The sequence below is a fragment of the Ruegeria sp. O6 genome, from assembly GCF_056535045.1.
The window spans coordinates 311,074-325,326 of record NZ_JBQERM010000002.1 but is presented as its reverse complement, the minus strand read 5'-3'; the positions used below and the strand labels follow the sequence as shown (position 1 = coordinate 325,326).

Below are 14,253 nucleotides of genomic sequence, written 5' to 3'. Positions count from 1 at the left end.
GCTGGAAAATCACCTGCAAAGACAGAAAGGACATAGTCACTGACAGTCCAGCAATTTTGCAACAGTACGGCACCGCTTGCTACACTGATCTCCAATTGGAAACCTTCGGGCGCAGGTTGAACGGAGTAATATCGCTTGTGGACGATTCTTTGACCGGGCTCCGTCGGGTTCAAAAAGATCGCCTGCGAGGGCCAACATACGGTGACCAAACCGGATGCCACACCACGGCAGGAACAACAATCCGTCTGCGCCCGTTAAAACACCAATTAGATCCGAAGGCCATTTCGGAGCAGCATTACAATCAAGGGTGGACCGAAGGGTGTTCCGGCAGCTTGATTGGTCGAGATTGTAAACCGGGGCATGTGGCCCCGGTGTGAAATCAACCGGCCGTGCGGCCTTCGGTGTCAGACATGTCGAAGTTCAGGTATTTTGCGACGGTCTGAACATCCTTGTCACCGCGTCCACACATGTTCATGCAGATCAGGTGGTCCTTGGGCAACTCGGGCGCGATCTTCATGACATGCGCCAGAGCGTGGCTGGGTTCCAGCGCCGGAATGATACCCTCAGTGGCACAGCAGAGCTGGAATGCCTCAAGCGCTTCCTTGTCGGTAATCGAGACGTAAGTCGCGCGACCAACCTCATGCAACCAGGAATGTTCGGGCCCGATACCCGGATAGTCCAGACCGGCCGAAATCGAATAGCCTTCCAGAATCTGCCCGTCATCATCCTGCAGCAGATAGGTGCGGTTGCCATGCAGAACGCCCGGACGACCGCCTGTCAGCGAGGCGCAATGCTCCATCTTTTCATTTACACCTTTACCGCCGGCCTCGACACCGATGATATTGACGTCCTTGTCATCAAGGAAAGGATAGAACAGACCCATCGCGTTCGAGCCGCCGCCGATTGCCGCAATGATCGTGTCGGGCAGACGGCCTTCGGCCTTCATCATCTGCTCTTTCGCTTCCTTGCCAATGATCGACTGGAAATCACGCACCATCGCCGGGTATGGGTGCGGACCGGCCACTGTGCCGATGCAGTAGAACGTATCGCGCACATTGGTCACCCAGTCACGCAGCGCGTCATTCATCGCGTCCTTCAGCGTACCGCGACCCGAGGTCACAGGGATCACCTCGGCCCCCAGCAGGCGCATACGAAACACGTTCGGGGCCTGACGTTGCACGTCATGGGCACCCATATAGACGATGCATTTCAAACCAAATTTCGCGCAGACCGTGGCTGTGGCCACACCGTGCTGCCCTGCCCCGGTCTCGGCAATGATCCGGGTCTTGCCCATGCGTCGCGCCAGAATGATCTGGCCCAGCACGTTGTTGATCTTGTGTGCGCCGGTGTGGTTCAGCTCATCACGTTTCAGATAGATCTTCGCCCCGCCCAGATGCTCGGTCAGGCGTTCCGCGAAATACAGAGGTGAGGGGCGGCCCACATAGTTGGCCCACAGATCATCCATCTCGGCCCAGAAGGTCGGATCATCCTTGGCTTTGTTGTATTCCTCTTCCAGTGACAGGATCAGCGGCATCAGCGTTTCGCTGACAAAACGCCCGCCGAATATGCCAAAGCGCCCTTGCTCGTCAGGGCCGGACATGAAGGAATTGAAAAGATCGTTGGCCATGGGTGTCTCCCTCGTCGTACCTGACTTTCATAGGTGGTCGTCGCGGGATTTGCCATGGCAAAACGCACCATGTCGCCCCCTGGCAGCGGCAAACAAAATCAGCGTGTCGCGTCGATAAATGCCTGTATCAGTCCAGCGTCCTTTACGCCCGGCGCGCTTTCAACACCCGACGCCACATCGACTTGCCGCGCACCCGTCATGCGGATCGCCTCAGCGACATTGTCTGGGTTCAGACCACCGGACAACATCCACGGCCTGCGCCAATATTTTCGACCTGCCAGCAGCCGCCAGTCAAAAGGAAGACCGTTGCCGCCGGGAAGTTCCGAATTCTTCGGCGGCTTTGCATCGATCAGAAGCTGGTCTGCAACTTCGGAATACAGATCAATCGCAGCCAAATCCTCGGCCTCGGCAACACCGATCGCCTTGATGACGGGCAGGCCATAGCGCTGCTTGATCTCTGCCACACGCTCGGGGCTCTCTCCGCCGTGAAGCTGCAACATATCCAGCGGAACCCCCGCGACAATCTCATCAAGCTGCGCGTCCGAGAAATTCACGGCCAGAGCGACCTTGGCGACGCCGACTGGTACTTCGGCGGCCAACGCCGCGGCTTGCGGTATCGGTGCGTAACGGGGCGATTTGGGAAAAAAGTTGAACCCGACATAGCGCGCACCGGCTGCAACGGCTGCGCGCACATGTTCTGAGGCGGTCAAACCGCAGATTTTAACGGACACATCGGTAGACATAAGCCTCAGCTGGCCTCGTCAAGCAGGGCCAGAACATCATCCTTACCCTCGTTCTGCTTTTTCTTGAGCTTCTTGACCTCGCGTTCAAGCTTGCGGACCTCGCCCTTTTTCACGGTCGCATCGCGGCGGTGTTTGTGTTCCCGCAGCCATTCCCACATGAAACCGATGATCAAACCGGCGACAACACCGCCCAGAACGACCAGAAAAAGTGGTAAAGAGGTACTGACGTTAAAGCCCAGAAGCTCGGCCAGAGCATCGGGCATCAGTTTCAGTTCTACAGACTGAACATTTGCCAAGGAAACGGAAATCAGAACGATCCCGAGAGTCCCAAGAAAAGCATATCGAAGGTAACGCATCATGAGGTCAGGCTTTACCGTTCAAACGATCCCTGAGCAACTTACCAGTTCTGAAAAATGGTACACATTTTTCTTCGACCTGAACGGTTTCACCGGTACGGGGGTTGCGCCCAACGCGGGCATCCCGCTTTTTCACCGAAAAGGCACCAAAGCCACGCAGTTCGACCCGGTCGCCGCGCGCCATGGCATCGGTGACTTCTTCGAACACGGTGTTCACAATCCGCTCGACATCACGCTGATAGAGATGCGGGTTTTCGTCAGCGATTTTCTGAATCAGTTCTGAACGGATCATTCGTGATACCCTCCCAGGCAGCCGGTGTGACAGGTCTACTGTTTTGACAGTATAGGAAAAAACCCAGAACGGGGGAACGGATACTCTGCGTGTTGAGGCTTTATTTTGCCATATTCTCACGCGAAATTTTGCCCGACAGGCCGATTTACACACTTCAAGCGCGAACATTATCGAGTTTAAGCAACGTGTTTGGAACATGTTGATTCGCAACAAAAACGGCCCCGCACTTCCATGCGAGGCCGTAAATCATGCTTGGGATGCGCCCCGGGCTTAGTCGCCCGACTTCAGCGCTGCGCCCAGAATGTCGCCCAGCGACGCGCCCGAGTCGGAAGAACCGTACTGTTCCACGGCTTCTTTCTCTTCTGCGATCTCGCGTGCCTTGATCGACAGACCCAGACGACGGGTCTTGCTGTCGACGTTGGTTACGCGGACATCAACCTTGTCACCGACCGAGAAACGCTCGGGGCGCTGTTCGGAACGGTCACGCGACAGGTCGGAACGACGGATGAACGACTTCATGCCTTCGTACTCGACCTCGATGCCGCCATCTTCGATTGCAGTCACTTCGACAGTGATGACCGAGCCACGCTTCACGCCGCCAACGGCTTCTGCGAACTTGTCACCGCCCAGAGCTTTGATCGACAATGAGATACGCTCTTTCTCGACATCCACTTCCGAGACAACGGCCGAAACCATGTCGCCTTTGCGGTAGTTCTGGATCGCATCTTCGCCACGCTCGTCCCAGGACAGGTCCGACAGGTGAACCATGCCGTCGATGTCTCCTTCGAGGCCGATGAACAGACCGAATTCGGTGATGTTCTTGACTTCGCCTTCGACTTCGGTGCCCTCGGGGTGGGTTTCTGCAAACACTTCCCATGGGTTGCGCTGAGTCTGCTTCAGGCCCAGAGACACGCGGCGCTTGGCACCGTCGATTTCCAGAACCATGACGTCGACTTCCTGGCTGGTCGAGACGATCTTGCCGGGGTGGACGTTTTTCTTGGTCCAGGACATCTCGGACACGTGCACCAGACCTTCGACACCGGCTTCCAGTTCGACGAATGCGCCGTAGTCGGTGATGTTGGTGACGCGACCCTGATGAACCGAGCCCAGAGGGTACTTGGCAGCAACCAGATCCCACGGATCTTCCTGAAGCTGCTTCATGCCCAGGCTGATGCGGTGGGTGTCTTTGTTGATCTTGATGACCTGAACCTTGATGGTTTCACCGATCGTCAGGATCTCGGACGGGTGGTTCACACGACGCCATGCCATGTCAGTGACGTGCAGCAGGCCATCTACGCCGCCCAGGTCAACGAATGCGCCGTATTCGGTGATGTTCTTGACCACGCCCTCGACGTTCTGACCTTCGGTCAGGTTGCCGATGACTTCGGCGCGCTGTTCGGCACGCGATTCTTCCAGGATTGCGCGGCGCGACACAACGATGTTGCCACGGCGGCGGTCCATTTTCAGAATCTGGAACGGCTGCTTCAGACCCATCAGCGGGCCTGCGTCGCGTACGGGGCGTACGTCAACCTGCGAACCGGGCAGGAATGCAACTGCGCCACCCAGATCGACGGTGAAGCCACCTTTGACGCGGCCAAAGATCGCACCATCGACACGCTGGTCGTCGGCATATGCTTTTTCCAGGCGGTCCCATGCCTCTTCGCGGCGGGCCATCTCGCGCGAGATGACGGCTTCGCCACGGGCGTTTTCTGCGGCACGCAGGTAAACTTCGACCTCGTCGCCGACAGCGATTTCAGGTGCTTCGCCGGGATTTGCAAATTCTTTCAGATCAACGCGGCCTTCCATTTTATAGCCGACGTCGATGATGGCTTGACCGGCTTCAATCGCCAGAATCTTGCCTTTGACAACAGAACCCTCTTCGGGCGTGTCCATTTCGAAGCTTTCATTCAGGAGGGCTTCGAATTCCTCCATGGATGCGTTAGCCATGTGGCGTTCATTTCCTTTACAGTACGTTTTTGCTGGCCGAGCGGTTGTCTCCGCCGGTCTTGTTTCATGATGCCGTCTGGCGTGACCCGGTGCGCGCCTGAGCAAACAAACACAAAGGGCCGAGGTAACCCGGCCCTGCTCAGAAACGTCATCCGGACGTTGACCGCCCTTGTATCGACAGCGCGCGTATAGGCTGAATCTTGAACCGGTGCAAGTGCAAAGCCTGTGGTGCGCGGCAGCGCGCGCAGGAACTCCTGCCTAACGCTGATCCCCCCGAGCGTCATAGCAACCTGAACAATAGCGGGTTCTGACTGAACAAGTCTGCATGGTCCGCGGCAGGTTCTTGTCAGAAGGAATCCTGGTACCGGGAACCGAACCACGCGGCTTAGCCTCAGCTTGCAACGCAAAGGTGATATGTCTCAACGTTCCGCGCGTCACCCAGCGCCCGGCTTCCTACGTCTCGGGATGGATGGTGGGAATTTGGAGATTGAACGCTAGCCATTCGCCTGTTTGTACGATCTGCAAGATTTGGTGACGTATCTGAGATTAAACGTTCCGTATCCTTTCCCTAACTTAGCTTTATCGGTCGACAAAGCGGTCGACCCGAAACCAGAACCAAAGGGAAAATATCATGAAATCTCTCATCTTTGCCGCTATGGCAACTGCAATTGCCCTGTCCACCCCAGCCTTTGCCGCTGACGAAATCAACGTGTCCAACGGCCTTTCAGCCGCCGGTGCGCCGCTGGCTGCGCATGGGGTTGATCTGGTTGCACTGGTTAATGATGGCAACCCGGTCGAAGGCTTCGCCACTCATTCGTCAACTTATGACGGAGCCTCCTATTATTTCACGTCGGCCGCGAACCGTGAAGCGTTCGAGGCAAACCCTGCTGCATACCTGCCGCAGCATGGTGGCTTCTGTTCATTCGGCGTATCGGTCGGCAAGAAGTTTGACGGTGACCCGGATCAATACCTTGTCGCAGACGGAAAATTGTTTCTGTTCCTGAACGCGGAAACCCGGGCAGCCTTTTTGAAGGACGTTGTCACCACCGCAAAAACGGCGGATGACCAATGGGCGAATATCAAAAGCGTCGCCGTGGGCGAGCTGTAAGACCTGACCCGTTTGCCCGCGGCGTTAACGCGTCGCGGGCAGTTTTGCGTTGATCACCTCAAGGGCTTTGGCCAACGCCGCCTCGATACTCAGATCGGTGGTGTCCAACTGCACGGCATCTTCAGCGGGTTTCATCGGAGCTGTGCTACGCTCAGCATCCCGCGCGTCGCGTTCTCTGACATCCGCCAGAACCTGTTCACGGGTTACGTCAGCGCCTTTTGCACTAAGCTCCAGAAAACGACGCTCGGCGCGCACTTCTGCACTGGCTGTTACAAACAGCTTCACTTCGGCATTCGGACAAATCACCGTGCCGATATCACGACCGTCCAGAACGGCCCCACCTGCCCTGCGGGAAAAAGCGCGCTGAAAATCTACCAAGGCAGCGCGAACCTCTGGAAGAACAGCCACTTTGGAAGCTGCCTGCGCAACGTCGGCGGTGCGCAGGTCGCCCTTCTCAAGCTCCTCTGCAGTCAGAGACTGCGCGGCTTCAATCGCGCTTTCCCCCTCAAGCGTACGCCTTCCGACAGCGCGATACAGCAAACCCGTGTCCAGATGAGCAAACCCGAAATGCGCCGCCACGGCCTTTGATATCGTGCCCTTGCCCGCAGCCGCTGGTCCGTCAATGGCAACAGTGAAACTCACGTGCGCTCTACCTTTGCACCCAGCGACTCCATCAGTGGTTCAAAGATCGGGAACGACGTCGCGATCGGGCCGCCGTCATCCACACTCACGGGGCTCTGTGCACCCATACCCATCACCATGAACGACATGGCGATGCGGTGATCCAGAAAGCTTTCGCAGGTGCCTCCACCCGGAACGTTGCCGATGCCCAGCCCTTCAACCGACCACCAATCGTCACCTTCGGCAACAGTCACCCCGTTGGCGCGCAGGCCACGGGCCATGGCGTCAATCCGGTCGCTTTCCTTCACGCGCAGCTCTTTCACGCCACCCATCATCGTTGTGCCTGTGGCATTTGCAGCCACTACCGACAGAACCGGGTATTCATCGATCATTGAGGCGGCACGCTCGGAAGGAACGTCGATGCCTTTCATGTTGGGCGAGTATTTGGCGCGCAAATCGGCGACTGGTTCGCCTCCCTCTTCGCGTTCGTTTTCATAGGTCAGATCAGCGCCCATCTCGCGCAAGGTCGTAAAGAGGCCCGCGCGTGTGGGGTTCAAACCGATCCCAGGCACCAAAACATCGGATCCAGGTGTGATCAACGCCGCGCAAACCGGAAAAGCCGCACTGGACGGATCGCGCGGTACAGCGATGACCTGCGGCTTCAGTTCCGGGCGACCGGTCAAAGTGATAACTCGGCCCTCGTCGGTATCCTCGACGGTGATCTCGGCACCAAATCCAGCCAGCATCCGTTCGGAATGGTCACGCGTGGCCTCTTTCTCGATCACAACGGTCTTTCCGGGAGCATTCAGACCCGCCAGCAGAACGGCAGATTTCACCTGCGCCGACGGCACAGGAACTTCGTATCGCACAGGGGTCGGGTCCGCCGCGCCAACGATGGTCATCGGCAAGCGCCCGCCGGACCGCCCAACCGATTCTGCCCCAAACAGGGCCAGAGGGTCTGTAACACGCGCCATGGGGCGTTTGTTCAGGCTGGCATCACCAGTAAATGTCGCAGTGATCGGAGAGGTCGCCATCGCCCCCATGATCAGCCGCACACCGGTTCCCGAGTTGCCACAGTCGATCACCTGACCCGGTTCGGCGAAGCCACCGACACCCACGCCGTGCACTGTCCATTCCCCGTTTCCGTGATCTGTGACCTCGGCACCGAAGGCACGCATCGCCTTGGCGGTATCCAGAACGTCTTCGCCCTCCAGCAAGCCCGAAATCCGGGTTTCACCCACGGCCATTGCGCCAAGGATCAGCGACCGGTGCGAAATCGACTTATCGCCGGGCACCTCTGCCATGCCGGTCAGCGGGCCGCAGGGATGCGAGGTCATCGGGATGGGCGTGCCGTGTCCGGACATGAGGGCTCCTTTTGCGCTATCAGTGCTCAAGCCGATTAGCGAATTGACGCCCGTTGGTCCAGCGGCAATCAGCCTTTGCGTCGGAAGGTCAGGTAGTGAGGTGTCCGACCCTCGCGTAGCGCCTTCTGCTCGTATCGCGTAGAGATCCAGTCGTTCCACGGTTCGCGCCAGTCCGAAGGGCGTTCGGCCAGCCATTCAAACCCGGCGCGCGGAACCTCTTCCAATGTCTGACGCACGTAATCGGGAATGTCAGTAGCAACCCGGAAGATCGCCCCGGGTTTCAGCACCTTTGCGAATGGCTCAAGATGTTCCTGGGTTACAAACCGACGGCGATGATGCCGCGTTTTGGGCCATGGATCGGGATAGAGAAGGAACGCGCGCGAAATGCTGACCTCTGGCAGCACGTCGAACAGATCACGCGCATCTCCGGGGTGCACGGCGAGGTTTTCAACACCTGCCTGACGGATTTTGCCCAGCAGCATGGCAACACCGTTGATGTAAGGCTCGGCCCCGATGATGCCAATGTCAGGATTGTTTTGCGCCTGGTGCACCAGATGCTCACCACCGCCAAAGCCGACTTCCAACCAGACCGGCTTACCGCCGAACAGGCCATCCAGGTCCAGCGGCTTGCGTTCAGGGTTAATGTCCCAGTCCACAGCGCCGGGTGACAATTCAGCCAGATCTTCGTTCAGATAGGTCTTTTGACTGGGCTTTAGGGTCTTGCCCTTGAAACGGCCATAAAAGTTTCTGCGCGGGCGTTGTGGGGTCTCGGTGCTCATGGCGGTGGCCATACTGCGCAGCGGAGTACGTTGCAAGAGCGTGCACCGCCCCAAAGAAAAAGCGCGCCCCTGAAGGCGCGCTTTGGATTTTTCAGATCAAACTGCTGATTTCAGTGCGTCGACCAGATCAGTGCGTTCCCAGCTAAAACCGCCATCCGCATCCGGTTCGCGACCAAAGTGCCCGTAAGCCGCTGTACGCTGGTAGATCGGCTTGTTCAGCTGAAGGTGCTGACGAATACCGCGGGGTGTCAGATCCATGATCTGGCCAACTGCTTTTTCGATCGCCGCATCTGCAACCTGACCCGTGCCATGCGTGTCTGCATAGATCGACAGCGGCTTCGATACGCCAATGGCATAGCTCAACTGAATGGTGCAGCGCTCGGCCATACCGGCGGCTACGACGTTTTTCGCCAGGTAGCGCGCGGCATAGGCCGCCGAACGGTCAACCTTGGTCGGATCTTTGCCCGAGAAAGCACCGCCACCATGCGGGGCCGCGCCACCATAGGTATCCACGATGATCTTACGACCGGTCAGACCCGCGTCGCCATCCGGTCCGCCAATAACGAATTTGCCGGTCGGGTTGACGTGCCATTCGGTATCAGCCGACAGCCAGCCTTCGGGCAGAGTTTCACGGATATAGGGTTCAACGATGGCGCGGATGTCATCCGACGTCAGCGCCTCATCCAGATGCTGCGTCGACAGAACGATCGAGCTGACGCCGACTGGTTTGCCGTCTTGATAAACGACGGACAACTGAGATTTCGCATCCGGCCCCAGTGCAGGCTCGGTGCCATTCTTGCGCACTTCGGCCAGACGCCGCAGGATTGCGTGCGAATACTGGATCGGCGCAGGCATAAGCGCAGGCGTTTCTGTTGTGGCAAAGCCAAACATGATGCCCTGGTCGCCAGCGCCTTCGTCCTTGTTGTCCGCGGCATCCACGCCCTGCGCGATATGGGCGGATTGTTCGTGCAGAAGGTTCGTCACCTCGACTGTTTCGTGGTGGAACTTGTCCTGCTCATATCCGATGTCTTTCACGCACTCGCGCGCAATTTCGTCGATGCGGCTCATGTAGTCATGCAGTTTGTCCTTGTCCGACAGACCAACTTCGCCACCGATAACGATGCGGTTGGTCGTGGCAAAGGTTTCGCAGGCCACGCGCGCCTCAGGCTCTTCGTTTAGAAATGCATCAAGGACAGCATCCGAGATACGGTCACAGACCTTATCCGGGTGCCCTTCAGAAACGGATTCCGAAGTAAAAGTATAGTTCTGTCGGGACATAAATGTGCTCCATTAAGGTTTCTCCGCCACGCCAGGAAGCCGTTGTGGCAGACCACAGACGCATACGCTTGCCCAAAGTTGGGGTCAATCTCTAATTGCCCGGTTGCCGCGAGTACCAAACAGCGCCATCGCCAGAATAAACAGTAAGACAACAACGATCGGACTGTCCCCGATACGTGCATAAGTCGTGCGACGGTGTGGTTGCGGCAACGCGGCGTCCACATATCCTGCCTCACCCAGAGCCAACGACGCAGTCACCCGACCCAATGGGTCAATTATGGCCGATACACCGGAATTGGCCGAACGTATCATCGGCAAGCCCTGCTCAATTGCCCTCATCCGGGCTTGCACCAGGTGTTGAAACGGTCCCGACCGCGTACCAAACCACGCGTCATTTGTGATCTGCAATAAGAAGTCAGCCCGGCCCGGCGCACCATTCACATCTTGCGGGAAAATGGCTTCGTAGCAAATCAGGGGCAATGCGCTTCCAAGCTTGCCGAGGTCCAACAGGGCGGGGCCCGGCCCCGCGCTGAACCCGTGCCCGGTTGTGGCTGCCAAGCCACTGACCCCGAAACGCCCCATCAGGTCACCCAAGGGGACGTATTCACCGAAAGGCGCCAGATGGTGTTTGTCATACAACCCTGCCTGACGCCCGGTTTCATCCAGATAGACCAGCGAGTTGAAGATTCTCGGGCCTTCTGCGCGCTGAATCCCCAATATCACCGGCACACCCTGCGCGGCATCCGCAACAGTTGACAGAAACGGTTGTGCGCTACCTAACCAAGCTGGAACTGCGGTCTCGGGCCAGACAATCAGGTCGGGTCTGGGAAAGGCTGCGGTATATTCAACCTGACGCGCGAAAAACAAAGGCGCATATGCCGGATCCCATTTTTGGTGCTGAGGGGCATTCGGCTGGACCACGCGAACCAGATGTGAACCGTCCTGAACGACGGGTCGCGTCAACCCGTAGGCAATCGCCATCGCTGCCATCACGCCGGTACAACCCAGGGTCCGCACCAAACCGTTCAAGGGTTTATCCTGCACCAATGCCGCGCCAATTGGTAACGTTGCGGCAAAGGTCAGCGCGTTCAACCCATATGGCCCAACCAGAGACAGCACCTGAGCCACCGGTGTATCCACCCAGATCTGCGCGACGCCAGCCCATGGAAAGCCGGTCATCACATATCCACGCGCCACCTCTGCCAGGGACAAGACTGCAACCAGTAATATGCCCTGACGAATGGGCGTGGCACCAATATTGCGCGACAGGCCAAAGGCGGCAGCCCAGAACAAGGCCAGTCCGCCCGCCAAGAATACTAACGCAAACGGGGCCATCCAGGCATGTCGTTCAGCATCCACCTGAAACGGCTCAATGATCCAGCCAAGGGCATGGGCAAAATAGCCGGTCGCGAAGGCCCAGCCGACCCATGCCGCCCGGCCTCGGGTTTCGCTGGCAAGGAAAATCGGCACAATCAGGACCAGAGCCAAAACGGTTGCGCCCCAATACAGATGAGGCGCCTGACCAAACGCGCCTGCCCCGCCAAGGGTGGCAGCGACCAACAATCTCAACGATAATGGCCAGCCCCTTACTGGGGTCATGCAGCAACGTCCGGCAGCATGACGCGCAGCCGTTTGATTCGGCGTGGATCGGCTTCGATCACTTCGAATTCCGGGCCCTCTGGGTGAATGACAACCTCACCCCGCGCCGGAACGCGGCCGGAGAGCATAAAGACAAGCCCGCCCAGAGTATCGATTTCCTCTTCGTCGACGTCTTCATGACTGGTCAGAGACCGGCCAATCTCGGCCTCGAAATCTTCGAGCGGCACACGTGCCTGTACCACATAGCATCCGGGCTTTTCCTGCACCCAAAGCTGGTCTTCATCCGCATCGTGCTCGTCAGCGATTTCACCCACGACCTGCTCGATCAGGTCTTCGATCGTCAGCAGACCATCAACGCCGCCATATTCATCAATCACCAATGCCATGTGACGCCGCTCGGTTTGCATCTTGGTCAACAAGACGCCGATTGGCATGGATGGCGGCACGAACAATAGCGTCCGCAGCATAGAGGTCAGATCAAACTTTTTACCCCCACCGTTGAAACCGTGGGTCAGAGCAAAATCCTTGAGGTGAACAAAACCAAGCGGTGTATCCAAGGTTCCCTCATAGACTGGAATCCTCGACATACCACTGCTTCGGAAAACGTCCGCCAGTTCATCTTTTGTGATCGTCGAAGGTACCGAGACGATTTCAGCGGTAGGGATGGCAACATCCTCAACGCGCATCCGGCGCAGGTTAATCATCCCGCGTGGCTGCGCCACAGCCGCGTTTTGCCCGTTCACCGTCTGGTCCGGTTGAGTATCATCGCTCGAAAACACTTCGAGGATTCGAGAAAACAGACCGGTTTTCTCTTCCGTTTCAGTACTGCTGTCCTGAGGTTGCGCGCTTTGCGCCGCCCTAGAACTGCCTTCTATTTCGCCCATTACCTTGTTCCAACTGATCGGGTCTTGAACCCACATTATACCTTATATGGGTCATCAATACCCAATTTGCCAAGTATCTTGACCTCAATCTCTTCCATCAAGGTGGCATCGGGGTCACGAATGTGATCATAACCCAGCAAATGCAACGTTCCGTGAACAAGCAAATGGGTCACATGGTCACTCATTGCCTTGTTGGCCTCGGCCGCCTCGCGGGCACAAGTGTCATAGGAAATCGCAACATCGCCCAGAACAATCTCGCCGGTAAAGTCCGGCTCTGGCAGGCGTGGTGATTGCCCTGGCTCGTCCGGAGCTAGGTCTTCCGCAGGCCAGCTCAGCACATTGGTGGGCGTCGGTTTGCCGCGAAATTCTGCGTTCAGTTCCGAAATCCGCGCATCGTTGCACCCCAGAATACTGACTTCGCACAGCTCCGGGGCCAAACCGCAATGGGTCAGAACGGCGTTAATCGCCTTTTGTGACAAGACCTCAAGATCTTGCCACCTTTCGTCCTCGAAAATGAGATCCAGGGTCATCTTACCGCGCAACAGCCTCGTTAGCGGGCTATGTGTTCACGTGGTTTCACGGCCCGCATCGGCCTCATACGCCTCGATGATCGCAGCGACAAGCGGGTGACGCACCACGTCTTTCGAAGTGAAGTAGTTGAAGCTGATATTCGGGATCGTTTTCAACAACCTCTCAGCGTCCGCCAGGCCCGATTGAACGCCACGCGGCAAATCGACCTGTGACCGGTCGCCAGTTATGACCATGCGGCTTCCTTCGCCCAGACGGGTCAGGAACATCTTCATCTGCATCGTGGTGGCGTTTTGCGCTTCATCCAGAACCACAAATGCGTTGGCCAGCGTACGACCGCGCATAAAGGCCAGCGGAGCGATTTCGATTCGTTTCTCTTCGATCAGCTTGGCCAACTGTTTTCCGGGCAGAAAATCGTTCAGCGCGTCATAAAGCGGCTGCATGTAAGGGTCGACCTTGTCCTTCATGTCGCCTGGCAGATAGCCCAGTTTCTCGCCCGCCTCGACCGCCGGACGGCTCAGGATGATTCGGTCCACATGTCCGCCGATGAACATCGAAACACCGACCGCCACCGCCAGATAGGTCTTACCCGTCCCCGCCGGGCCAATTCCAAAGGCCAGCTCATTCTTGAACAGTGACTGGACATAGGCTTTCTGGGCGTCGGTGCGCGGCTCAACCAGCTTCTTGCGGGTCTTGATCTCGACAGAACCGCCCTTGAACATCTCAAGCTGATCGCCATCGCGGCTTCCAGTTCCCTGCTCCGAAACACCCATCCGCAACTCGCGATCGACGTCTGCGGCCTCAACCTCGCGCCCACCTTCAAGCCGTGTATACAGCGATTGAAGCACTTCAACCGCCTGTTTCTGAGCATCATCATCGCCCATAACAACCAACTGATTGCCGCGACGTACAATCTGGACCGAAAGCTTGGTTTCGATCTCGGCCAGATTGCGGTCATATTCACCGCACAGGTCAATCAGCAATCGGTTGTCTGGAAATTCTACGAACGCCTCGTGTTGGGGCATTTCATCTTGCGGTGGGGTCAGGGCACCGATGGCCAATCCGCTCTCCTGTCTTGGCTGTTCACTCCGAGCGTAGACAACAAATCTTGGTAGGCGCAAGCCACA

At 57.5% G+C, this 14,253-nt stretch carries 14 protein-coding genes and 1 riboswitch; of the genes, 1 reads left to right on the top strand and 13 read right to left on the bottom strand.

Annotated elements, in window-relative coordinates:
* Positions 1-379: 379 nt before the first annotated feature.
* The 5 genes from trpB to rpsA form a co-directional block, all read right to left on the bottom strand.
* Positions 380-1,627: a tryptophan synthase subunit beta gene (gene trpB / locus ACR0DY_RS04960; protein WP_267365446.1), complete on the bottom strand. Its 1,248-nt coding sequence runs from the start codon at positions 1,625-1,627 to the stop codon at positions 380-382.
* 98 nt (positions 1,628-1,725) lie between these two features.
* The gene (locus ACR0DY_RS04955) at positions 1,726-2,370 is read right to left on the bottom strand and encodes a phosphoribosylanthranilate isomerase (RefSeq protein ID WP_480484014.1); all 645 of its coding nucleotides are present in this window, start codon (positions 2,368-2,370) and stop codon (positions 1,726-1,728) included.
* A gap of 5 nt (positions 2,371-2,375) precedes the next feature.
* Positions 2,376-2,726: a LapA family protein gene (locus ACR0DY_RS04950; protein WP_267365457.1), complete on the bottom strand. Its 351-nt coding sequence runs from the start codon at positions 2,724-2,726 to the stop codon at positions 2,376-2,378.
* 7 nt (positions 2,727-2,733) lie between these two features.
* A complete protein-coding gene (gene ihfB, locus ACR0DY_RS04945) occupies positions 2,734-3,018 on the bottom strand; it encodes an integration host factor subunit beta (protein WP_480897886.1) in 285 nt (94 codons plus the stop codon).
* 270 nt (positions 3,019-3,288) lie between these two features.
* Positions 3,289-4,965 (bottom strand): 30S ribosomal protein S1, encoded by a 1,677-nt coding sequence (gene rpsA, locus ACR0DY_RS04940; protein WP_480484015.1) that lies wholly within the window; start codon positions 4,963-4,965, stop codon positions 3,289-3,291.
* 631 nt (positions 4,966-5,596) lie between these two features.
* Here rpsA and ACR0DY_RS04935 point away from each other — a divergent pair.
* Positions 5,597-6,073 carry a YHS domain-containing (seleno)protein gene (locus ACR0DY_RS04935; protein ID WP_480484016.1) on the top strand — a complete coding sequence of 159 codons (477 nt, stop codon included), beginning with the start codon at positions 5,597-5,599 and terminating at the stop codon, positions 6,071-6,073.
* Between the two features lie 24 nt (positions 6,074-6,097).
* Here the strand turns inward: ACR0DY_RS04935 and cmk are convergent, their stop codons facing one another.
* From cmk to ACR0DY_RS04895, 8 genes are all read right to left on the bottom strand, one after another.
* Positions 6,098-6,715 carry a (d)CMP kinase gene (gene cmk / locus ACR0DY_RS04930; protein ID WP_480546303.1) on the bottom strand — a complete coding sequence of 206 codons (618 nt, stop codon included), beginning with the start codon at positions 6,713-6,715 and terminating at the stop codon, positions 6,098-6,100.
* Positions 6,712-8,058: a 3-phosphoshikimate 1-carboxyvinyltransferase gene (gene aroA, locus ACR0DY_RS04925; RefSeq protein WP_267365452.1), complete on the bottom strand. Its 1,347-nt coding sequence runs from the start codon at positions 8,056-8,058 to the stop codon at positions 6,712-6,714. The genes cmk and aroA overlap by 4 nt, the downstream gene beginning before the upstream one ends.
* Positions 8,059-8,126: 68 nt before the next feature.
* On the bottom strand, positions 8,127-8,837 hold the full coding sequence (gene trmB, locus ACR0DY_RS04920; RefSeq protein ID WP_480484019.1) for a tRNA (guanosine(46)-N7)-methyltransferase TrmB: 711 nt from the start codon (positions 8,835-8,837) through the stop codon (positions 8,127-8,129).
* A 96-nt stretch (positions 8,838-8,933) separates the two neighbouring features.
* Positions 8,934-10,115 carry a methionine adenosyltransferase gene (gene metK, locus ACR0DY_RS04915; RefSeq protein ID WP_480484020.1) on the bottom strand — a complete coding sequence of 394 codons (1,182 nt, stop codon included), beginning with the start codon at positions 10,113-10,115 and terminating at the stop codon, positions 8,934-8,936.
* Positions 10,116-10,120: 5 nt separating this feature from the next.
* A riboswitch (SAM-SAH riboswitch) is annotated at positions 10,121-10,169 on the bottom strand.
* A gap of 30 nt (positions 10,170-10,199) precedes the next feature.
* Positions 10,200-11,714, bottom strand: coding sequence for an apolipoprotein N-acyltransferase (gene lnt, locus ACR0DY_RS04910; protein WP_480546301.1), 1,515 nt, complete (start codon positions 11,712-11,714; stop codon positions 10,200-10,202).
* The gene (locus tag ACR0DY_RS04905; protein ID WP_267366995.1) at positions 11,711-12,598 is read right to left on the bottom strand and encodes a hemolysin family protein; all 888 of its coding nucleotides are present in this window, start codon (positions 12,596-12,598) and stop codon (positions 11,711-11,713) included. Before ACR0DY_RS04905 ends, lnt begins: the two co-directional genes overlap by 4 nt.
* 35 nt (positions 12,599-12,633) lie before the next feature.
* Positions 12,634-13,128: an rRNA maturation RNase YbeY gene (gene ybeY, locus ACR0DY_RS04900; protein ID WP_480488262.1), complete on the bottom strand. Its 495-nt coding sequence runs from the start codon at positions 13,126-13,128 to the stop codon at positions 12,634-12,636.
* A 36-nt stretch (positions 13,129-13,164) separates the two neighbouring features.
* On the bottom strand, positions 13,165-14,187 hold the full coding sequence (locus tag ACR0DY_RS04895) for a PhoH family protein (protein ID WP_480507088.1): 1,023 nt from the start codon (positions 14,185-14,187) through the stop codon (positions 13,165-13,167).
* Positions 14,188-14,253 lie beyond the last annotated feature (66 nt).

Coding starts and splice junctions, on each gene's coding strand:
- trpB (WP_267365446.1), bottom strand. CDS start 1,627: ATGGCCAACGATCTTTTCAATTCCTTCATGTCCGGCCCTGACGAGCAA.
- ACR0DY_RS04955 (WP_480484014.1), bottom strand. CDS start 2,370: ATGTCTACCGATGTGTCCGTTAAAATCTGCGGTTTGACCGCCTCAGAA.
- ACR0DY_RS04950 (WP_267365457.1), bottom strand. CDS start 2,726: ATGCGTTACCTTCGATATGCTTTTCTTGGGACTCTCGGGATCGTTCTG.
- ihfB (WP_480897886.1), bottom strand. CDS start 3,018: ATGATCCGTTCAGAACTGATTCAGAAAATCGCTGACGAAAACCCGCAT.
- rpsA (WP_480484015.1), bottom strand. CDS start 4,965: ATGGCTAACGCATCCATGGAGGAATTCGAAGCCCTCCTGAATGAAAGC.
- ACR0DY_RS04935 (WP_480484016.1), top strand. CDS start 5,597: ATGAAATCTCTCATCTTTGCCGCTATGGCAACTGCAATTGCCCTGTCC.
- aroA (WP_267365452.1), bottom strand. CDS start 8,058: ATGTCCGGACACGGCACGCCCATCCCGATGACCTCGCATCCCTGCGGC.
- trmB (WP_480484019.1), bottom strand. CDS start 8,837: ATGAGCACCGAGACCCCACAACGCCCGCGCAGAAACTTTTATGGCCGT.
- metK (WP_480484020.1), bottom strand. CDS start 10,115: ATGTCCCGACAGAACTATACTTTTACTTCGGAATCCGTTTCTGAAGGG.
- lnt (WP_480546301.1), bottom strand. CDS start 11,714: ATGACCCCAGTAAGGGGCTGGCCATTATCGTTGAGATTGTTGGTCGCT.
- ACR0DY_RS04905 (WP_267366995.1), bottom strand. CDS start 12,598: ATGGGCGAAATAGAAGGCAGTTCTAGGGCGGCGCAAAGCGCGCAACCT.
- ybeY (WP_480488262.1), bottom strand. CDS start 13,128: ATGACCCTGGATCTCATTTTCGAGGACGAAAGGTGGCAAGATCTTGAG.